Genomic DNA, 6,655 nt, shown 5'->3' with positions numbered 1-6,655 from the left:
TCCCAAGTGGCGCGAGTGACGGGGCTCGAACCCGCGACCTCCGGCGTGACAGGCCGGCACTCTAACCAACTGAGCTACACCCGCGCAGCCACTTGGGAGCCGCGCCACTAGGGCAGCACGGCGGGGCTGTCAACACCTGTGAACCACCCCCGCCGCGCATTTTTTTCCACGCTCCCCAAGCCGGTGAATCGGGCACTGATTGGCACCTCGCGCCATGCCCAGAGACATCCGCAAGCTGGCGTTAACCATTCCTTTGCCCACCTTTGCGATGTTTGGCCCCGTAGCGCCCGGACCGGCGCACGAAACGGGGGCTGATTGACGTGACTTTTTCCCGCTGCATTGCAAGCCTTGCCTGTCTGGCCGGCGTACTCGCGCCAATTGGCGCCTCGGCACGAACTGCCGCCCCGTCGATGCCCGCGGTCTCGATCGACAGTTCCGTTTTCGTCGAACGTGTCATTCCCGAACGCGGCCGGATGCTCCAACCAGCCAGCGAACTTCGCCGGGGGGACCGGGTCGTCTATGTCGTCAACTGGTACAAGCTGGGCGGCGCGGGCGGCTTTGTCGTGACCAATCCCCTGCCGCGCACGGTCTATTACCAGGGCAGCGCCAGCGGCGACGAGGAAGTCTCGGTCGACGGCGGGCGCACCTGGGGCAAACTGGGCGCCTTGCGCATCGGGGGGCGTCTCGCCACCCCCGAAGACGTTACCCATGTGCGCTGGCGCGTTGCCCCGAACCAGGCCGCGCAGGGTTCGGGCCGAATCGCCTACAGCGCGATCGTGCGCTGAACCGTCAGTCCGCCACCAGCAGCACCGGGGTTTCGATCAGCTTCCTGACGGCCTGAACGAAGCTAGCCGCATCCCACCCGTCAACCACGCGGTGATCGCAGCTGATCGAGATGTTCATCAGCTTGCGCTTGGCGATGCGTTCCCCGCCCATGCCATCGGGCACGAACATCGGGCGCTCGACGATCCGGTTGGGGCCAATGATGGCGACTTCCGGGCGGTTGATCACCGGCGTCGTCGCCACGCCGCCGAGCGGCCCGAGCGAAGTAACCGTGATGGTCGAACCCGACAATTCCGCGCTGGTCGCAGAGCCATTGCGGGCAGCTTCGGCCAGCCGCGCGATCTCGGCGGCGAGTTGCCACAGGTTCTTGTCCTGCGCGTCGCGGATCACCGGCACCATCAACCCCGCCGGGGTCTGGGTCGCCATGCCCAGATGCACCGCGCCGTGGCGGGTAACCACGCCCGCCTCGTCGTCATAGCGCGCATTCAGCATCGGGAAGTCCGGCAGGCAGCGGCAGAAGGCGCGGATCAGCAAGGGCAGCATGGTCAGGCGCGGGCGGTCGGCATGGCCCGCGTTGAGCTGGGCGCGCAGGTCTTCGAGCGCGGTGACGTCGCATTCCTCGACATAGGAAAAGTGCGGGATGTTGCGCTTTGATGCGGCCATGTTTTCGGCAATGCGGCGGCGCATACCGATGACCTTGACCTGCTCGTCGGAGCGCTTGCCGCCCGGCGCGCGGTAGGCGCCGTTGTAGGCGAGGAACGCGTCGAGATCGGCGTGGCGGATGCGGCCATCCTCGGCGGGACGGATCTGGTCGAGCGCGATGCCCAGTTCCTTCGCCCGCGCGCGCACGGCAGGGCTGGCGAGGACCTTGGCGTGGGCTTGCGCAACAGGCGCAGGAGCCACCGGTTCTGCGGCGACGGGAGCAGGCGGAGGTGGTGGAGGCGAAGCAACGGGCTGAGGCGCGGCGTCGACAACCGGCGCTGCTTCAACCTTTGGCGCAGGCGCAGGGGCGGGCTCTTCCTCCCCTTCCCCGTCGGTTTCAATCACCACCAGCGGCGCGCCGATCGCCAGCATTTCGCCCTCGCCCCCGGCAACCGAGACGATCACGCCCGATACCGGGCTTTCCATCTCGACCGTGGCCTTGTCGGTCATCACGTCGGCGATCTTGTCGTCTTCCTCGACCCGGTCGCCCACCTTGACGTGCCAGGCGACGATTTCGGCCTCGGCGATGCCTTCGCCGATGTCGGGGAGATTGAAAGTGAACTTGCCCATAGAGGTCAGGCCTTCAGGAGTCTGTCCAGCGCCTCGCCGATGCGGACGGGACCGGGGAAATATGCCCATTCGAGGCTGTGCGGATAGGGCGTATCAAAGCCCGTCACGCGCTCGATCGGCGCTTCGAGGTGATAGAAGCAGCGTTCCTGCACCAGCGCGGAAAGTTCCGCGCCAAAGCCGCAGGTGCGGGTCGCTTCGTGAACGATCAGACATTTGCCGGTTTTCTCCACCGACTTTTGCACAGCCTCGATGTCGAGCGGGACCAGCGTCCTGAGGTCGATAATTTCGCCATCGACGCCCTTTTCGCGGCACACCGCTTCGGCCACGTGGATCATCGTGCCATAGGCCAGCACGGTCAGCGCCTCGCCCTCCTGCACGATCCGCGCCTTGCCGAGGGGGATCGAGTAATAGCCCTCCGGCACCTCGCTGTCCGCATGGCGGGCCCAGGGTTCGACCGGCTTGTCGTAATAGCCATTGAACGGGCCGTTGTAGATGCGCTTGGGCTCGAAGAACATGACCGGGTCATTGTCCTCGATCGCGGCGATCAGCAGCCCCTTGGCGTCATAGGGCGTGGCCGGGATCACGGTCTTGAGGCCGGCGACATGGGTGAACAGCGCCTCGGGGCTCTGGCTGTGGGTCTGCCCGCCGAAGATCCCGCCGCCAAAGGGCGAGCGCACGGTGATGGGCGCGATGAATTCCCCCGCCGAACGATAGCGCAGCCGCGCCGCTTCCGAGACGAGCTGGTCGAGCCCTGGGTAGATGTAGTCGGCAAACTGGATTTCCGGCACCGGGCGCAGGCCATAGGCCCCCATCCCCACCGCCGCGCCGATGATCCCGCATTCGTTGATCGGGGTGTCGAACACGCGGTTCTTGCCGTATTTCTTCTGGAGGCCCGCCGTCGCGCGGAACACCCCGCCGAAATAGCCGACATCCTCGCCGAACACGACGACATTGGAATCGCGCGCCATCATAATGTCGAGCGCGTCGTTGATCGCCTCGATCATGTTGAGGCGGCGGGTGGGAGCATCGTGCAGGCTCACCGGGGCTTCCTCGACGCTCATGATTCCTTCCACTCCGGCCACTTGATCCGGCGCTCGCGCATCGCCTGTTCGCTCTGTTCGGTCAGGTGCCAGGGCAGCTCTTCGAACACGTCCTCGAACATGGTGTGGAACGGATGGTGCAGGCCGTGGCCCAGCACGCCGTTCTTTTCCGCTTCCTTGGTCGCGGCCTTCACCTGCTCGATCAGCTCTGCGTCCATCGCCTGATGCTGTTCGACTGACCATTCGCCCAGCGCAATCAGGTGACGTTTGAGGCGCATGATCGGATCGCCCAGCGGCCATTCCTCGCGCTCGTGCGCAGAGCGGTACTGGCTGGGATCGTCCGAAGTCGAATGGCCTTCCGCGCGGTAGGTGAAGTGCTCGATAAGGGTCGGTCCGCCGCCGCTGCGCGCACGGTTCGCGGCCCAGCGCACCGCGGCATAGACCGCCAGCGGATCGTTGCCGTCCACGCGCAGGCCGGCCACGCCATAGCCCACCGCGCGCGCGGCAAAGGTGGTGCGCTCGGCCCCGGCAAAGCCTGAGAAGCTGGAAATGGCCCACTGGTTGTTGACCACGTTGTAGATCACCGGGGCGTTGTAAACGGCGGCAAAGGTCAGCGCGGCGTGGAAATCGCCTTCGCTCGACGAGCCTTCGCCCACCCAGCTCGCCGCGATCCGGGTGTCGCCCTTGATCGCGCTGGCCATGGCCCAGCCGGCGGCCTGCGGATACTGCGTCGCGAGATTGCCGCTGATCGTGAAGAAGTTGTGCTCAGCGCTCGAATACATGATCGGCAGCTGGCGGCCCTTCAGCTTGTCCGCCCGGTTCGAATAGATCTGGTTGATCATCTCGACGATCGGATAGCCGCGCGCGATCAGGATGCCCTGCTGGCGATAGCTGGGGAACACCATGTCGTCGTCAGCAAGAGCGAAGGCGGACGCTACGCTGGTCGCTTCTTCCCCGGTGCACTTCATGTAGAAGCTGGTCTTGCCCTGGCGCTGGCCGCGATACATCCGGTCATCAAAGGCGCGGGTCAGCGCCATGACGCGCAGCATCCGCCGCAGCGTTTCGGGATCGAGCCCAGGGTCCCATGCGCCGACAGCCTGGTGATTTTCATCGAGCACCCGCACCAGCCCTAGGCACAAGGGGTGCGTTTCGGCGGCGTCGCAGGCTTCGTCGGGGCGCGGCTCGGCCCCGGCGGGCGGGATGTCCAGCCACGAATAATCGACCGGATCGCCCGGCCGGAAATGCGGTTCGGGAACGTGCAAAGACAGCGGCGGCAGGTTGCCGCGCGCACCTTCTGCACTGGTAGGCCCATTCGCCATAACGCGCTCTCCCGCTTCCGGGATGCACCATGCAGCCTTGGAAGCAAATTCCAGATGCGTGTTATATTATTTCAAACCGGTCACATCGTCAACCAAATCAGCATTAGGATGACGCCGTGCTTCGCGTCCAACGTCAACCGAACCGCCGCTAGACCGCAACTGGCGCAGAGATGTGCTTTTGCGGGGCATAGCCGGTCACTTCGAAGTCCTCGATCCGGTAATCGAACACCGAATCGGGACGGCGCGCAATGGTCATTACCGGCGCCCCTTCGGGTGTGCGCGCGATCTGTTCTTCAACCAGCTCCGCATGGTTGAGATAGAGGTGCGTATCGCCCCCCATCCACACCAGCTCGCCCGGCTCCAGATCGCACTGCTGGGCCAGCATCCGGGTAAACAGCGCCGCGCCCCACAGGTTGAACGGCAGGCCCAGCGCCACGTCGCAGCTACGCTGGTAGAGCAGGCACGACAGCCGGTTGCCGGCAACGTGGAACTGATAGGTCTTGTGGCACGGCGGCAGGGCCATCTGCGCGAGTTCGGCGACGTTCCAGCCCTCGACGATGTGGCGGCGGCTGCCGGGGTTGTGGCGCAGGCTGTGGACCACTTCGGCCACCTGGTTCACCCCGTGCGGGCGCTGACGGAACAATCCTTCGCCCGCCGGTTCATAGACCGGCCAGTCGACCCACTGCTTGCCATATACCGGGCCAAGATCGCCCCATTCGGCGGCAAAGGCTTCGTCGGCGACGATACGCGCGGAAAAATCTTCTCGCGAAATCTCGTCCCCAGTGGTCTTGCGGTAACGGTCGAGCGGCCAGTCGGTCCAGATTTCGACGCCCTGTGCGCAGAGCTTGCGGATATTGGTGTCACCGGTCAGGAACCACAGGAATTCGCGCGTGGCGGTTTTCCAGTAGACCCGCTTGGTCGAAATCAGCGGCATGGCCCCGCCCGCCAGGTCAAACCGGATTTCCGCCCCGAACACCGAGCGCGTACCCACCCCGGTGCGGTCGATGCGTTCGTCGCCCTGCTCCCAGATGCGGCGCATCAGGTTGAGGTACTGCCATTCCCAGTGCTGGCCGTCTTGCGGGTTCGTCGCCATGCCCCGACCCTAGCCAAGCCCCGCGCGAAGCGAAAGCTGGGGCGCGGCGCTGCGGCCATGAAAGCTGTGGCAAATCCGAAGCAGGACTAGGTAATTCGCCAGATCGGCCTCGGCACCGTAACGCAAATCGCGCTGCGCTAAGCCGCCCAACATGGAACGAAGCGCGCGCACAACCGGAAGCACGCACTGGCTCGAATGGTTCGTGCCGGGCGCACTGGGCAGCGCGATCATGCTTGCCGCAATTGCCTATCCCCGCTCTGGCCAGGCCGCGCTGATCCTGACCGGCGACCCGACCCGTGCCGGGCTCGATTTGCCAATTCAGGGTGCAAGCGTTCGCGGAGGTCACCTGATCGTGCGCATGCCTTCCGACCGGGCCGGGCTCGAAGCCCTGGCGCAGGGCATCGTCGCGGTGGCGGTGCCCGAGCGACTGTGCGGCACGCTCAACACCCAAGGAAACACGTGACTATGGACGAGCTTGAACAATTCCGCCTCAAGGGTATCCAGATCCTCGCCCTGATCTGCTGGCTTTGCGTCGCGATGTCGGGGGTCGAGGCGGTGCTGTTTTCGGGCGACGTGCTTGGCTTCGGCTTTAGCGTGGTGCTGGCGCTGGGACCAAGCTGGCTCGCCTGGAAGGGCCGCAGCGATAGCGCGGCACGTATTCTGCTGGGCGCCACCCTGCCGCTGTTTGCCGCGGTCTTCCTGATGCAGGCGCACGGTCAGTCGTGGCAGATCGACGTCCACATGGTGTTCTTCGCCTTGATTGCCGCAACCGCGATCCTGGCCGACTGGCGTCCGCTGGTGGCAGCCACGCTGGTCACGGCGGTGCATCACCTCCTGACCACCTTCGTCGCCCCGGCCTATGTCTTTCCCGATGGGGCCAGCCTGCCCCGCGTGCTCTTCCATGCCCTGATCGTGCTGATCGAGGCGGGCGTGCTGATCAAGCTGAGCCTTGAACTGGAAGGTCTGGTGCTGGGTCAGGCCGCGGCGCGGATCGAACAGGCCAGCGCCGAAGCGACCGCCCAGGCCCTGCGCGAAGCGGTCGATGCCGAACAGCGCCAGGTCATCGCCGCGGTCAGCGAACGCCTGCAAAGCCTTGCCCGCGGTGACCTTGCGACCCGCGTAACCACCCCGTTCCCCGCCGCCTACGA

At 65.4% G+C, this 6,655-nt stretch carries 6 protein-coding genes, 1 tRNA gene and 1 pseudogene; 3 read left to right on the top strand and 5 right to left on the bottom strand.

Going from position 1 to position 6,655, the window contains the following annotated elements:
• Window positions 1-7: 7 nt before the first annotated feature.
• Window positions 8-84 (bottom strand) — tRNA-Asp (locus ACE3SN_RS15570).
• A 326-nt stretch (window positions 85-410) separates the two neighbouring features.
• On the opposite strand from ACE3SN_RS15570, the gene ACE3SN_RS15565 reads away from it, so the two are divergent.
• On the top strand, window positions 411-785 hold the full coding sequence (locus ACE3SN_RS15565) for a hypothetical protein (protein ID WP_374531549.1): 375 nt from the start codon (window positions 411-413) through the stop codon (window positions 783-785).
• Between the two features lie 4 nt (window positions 786-789).
• On the opposite strand, the gene ACE3SN_RS15560 is transcribed toward ACE3SN_RS15565, so the two are convergent.
• The 4 genes from ACE3SN_RS15560 to thyA all read right to left on the bottom strand — a co-directional run bounded on the left by ACE3SN_RS15560 (window position 790) and on the right by thyA (window position 5,507).
• On the bottom strand, window positions 790-2,055 hold the full coding sequence (locus tag ACE3SN_RS15560; RefSeq protein ID WP_374531547.1) for a dihydrolipoamide acetyltransferase family protein: 1,266 nt from the start codon (window positions 2,053-2,055) through the stop codon (window positions 790-792).
• Between the two features lie 5 nt (window positions 2,056-2,060).
• A complete protein-coding gene (locus tag ACE3SN_RS15555; RefSeq protein ID WP_374531546.1) occupies window positions 2,061-3,116 on the bottom strand; it encodes an alpha-ketoacid dehydrogenase subunit beta in 1,056 nt (351 codons plus the stop codon).
• The gene (locus ACE3SN_RS15550; RefSeq protein WP_374531544.1) at window positions 3,113-4,414 is read right to left on the bottom strand and encodes a 3-methyl-2-oxobutanoate dehydrogenase (2-methylpropanoyl-transferring) subunit alpha; all 1,302 of its coding nucleotides are present in this window, start codon (window positions 4,412-4,414) and stop codon (window positions 3,113-3,115) included. Before ACE3SN_RS15550 ends, ACE3SN_RS15555 begins: the two co-directional genes overlap by 4 nt.
• Window positions 4,415-4,562: 148 nt before the next feature.
• Window positions 4,563-5,507: a thymidylate synthase gene (gene thyA, locus ACE3SN_RS15545; RefSeq protein WP_374531543.1), complete on the bottom strand. Its 945-nt coding sequence runs from the start codon at window positions 5,505-5,507 to the stop codon at window positions 4,563-4,565.
• Between the two features lie 151 nt (window positions 5,508-5,658).
• Between thyA and ACE3SN_RS15540 the strand changes: the two genes are divergently transcribed.
• Both ACE3SN_RS15540 and ACE3SN_RS15535 read left to right on the top strand, forming a co-directional pair.
• A complete protein-coding gene (locus ACE3SN_RS15540) occupies window positions 5,659-5,970 on the top strand; it encodes a hypothetical protein (protein WP_374531541.1) in 312 nt (103 codons plus the stop codon).
• A 2-nt stretch (window positions 5,971-5,972) separates the two neighbouring features.
• Window positions 5,973-6,655: pseudogene (locus ACE3SN_RS15535) on the top strand (methyl-accepting chemotaxis protein); the annotation flags it as partial.

This window comes from Novosphingobium sp. (genome assembly GCF_041915465.1).
Classification (GTDB): domain Bacteria; phylum Pseudomonadota; class Alphaproteobacteria; order Sphingomonadales; family Sphingomonadaceae; genus Novosphingobium.
This window is presented reverse-complemented; position numbering and strand designations above follow the sequence as displayed.

Coding starts and splice junctions, on each gene's coding strand:
- ACE3SN_RS15565 (WP_374531549.1), top strand. CDS start 411: ATGCCCGCGGTCTCGATCGACAGTTCCGTTTTCGTCGAACGTGTCATT.
- ACE3SN_RS15560 (WP_374531547.1), bottom strand. CDS start 2,055: ATGGGCAAGTTCACTTTCAATCTCCCCGACATCGGCGAAGGCATCGCC.
- ACE3SN_RS15555 (WP_374531546.1), bottom strand. CDS start 3,116: ATGAGCGTCGAGGAAGCCCCGGTGAGCCTGCACGATGCTCCCACCCGC.
- ACE3SN_RS15550 (WP_374531544.1), bottom strand. CDS start 4,414: ATGGCGAATGGGCCTACCAGTGCAGAAGGTGCGCGCGGCAACCTGCCG.
- thyA (WP_374531543.1), bottom strand. CDS start 5,507: ATGGCGACGAACCCGCAAGACGGCCAGCACTGGGAATGGCAGTACCTC.
- ACE3SN_RS15540 (WP_374531541.1), top strand. CDS start 5,659: ATGGAACGAAGCGCGCGCACAACCGGAAGCACGCACTGGCTCGAATGG.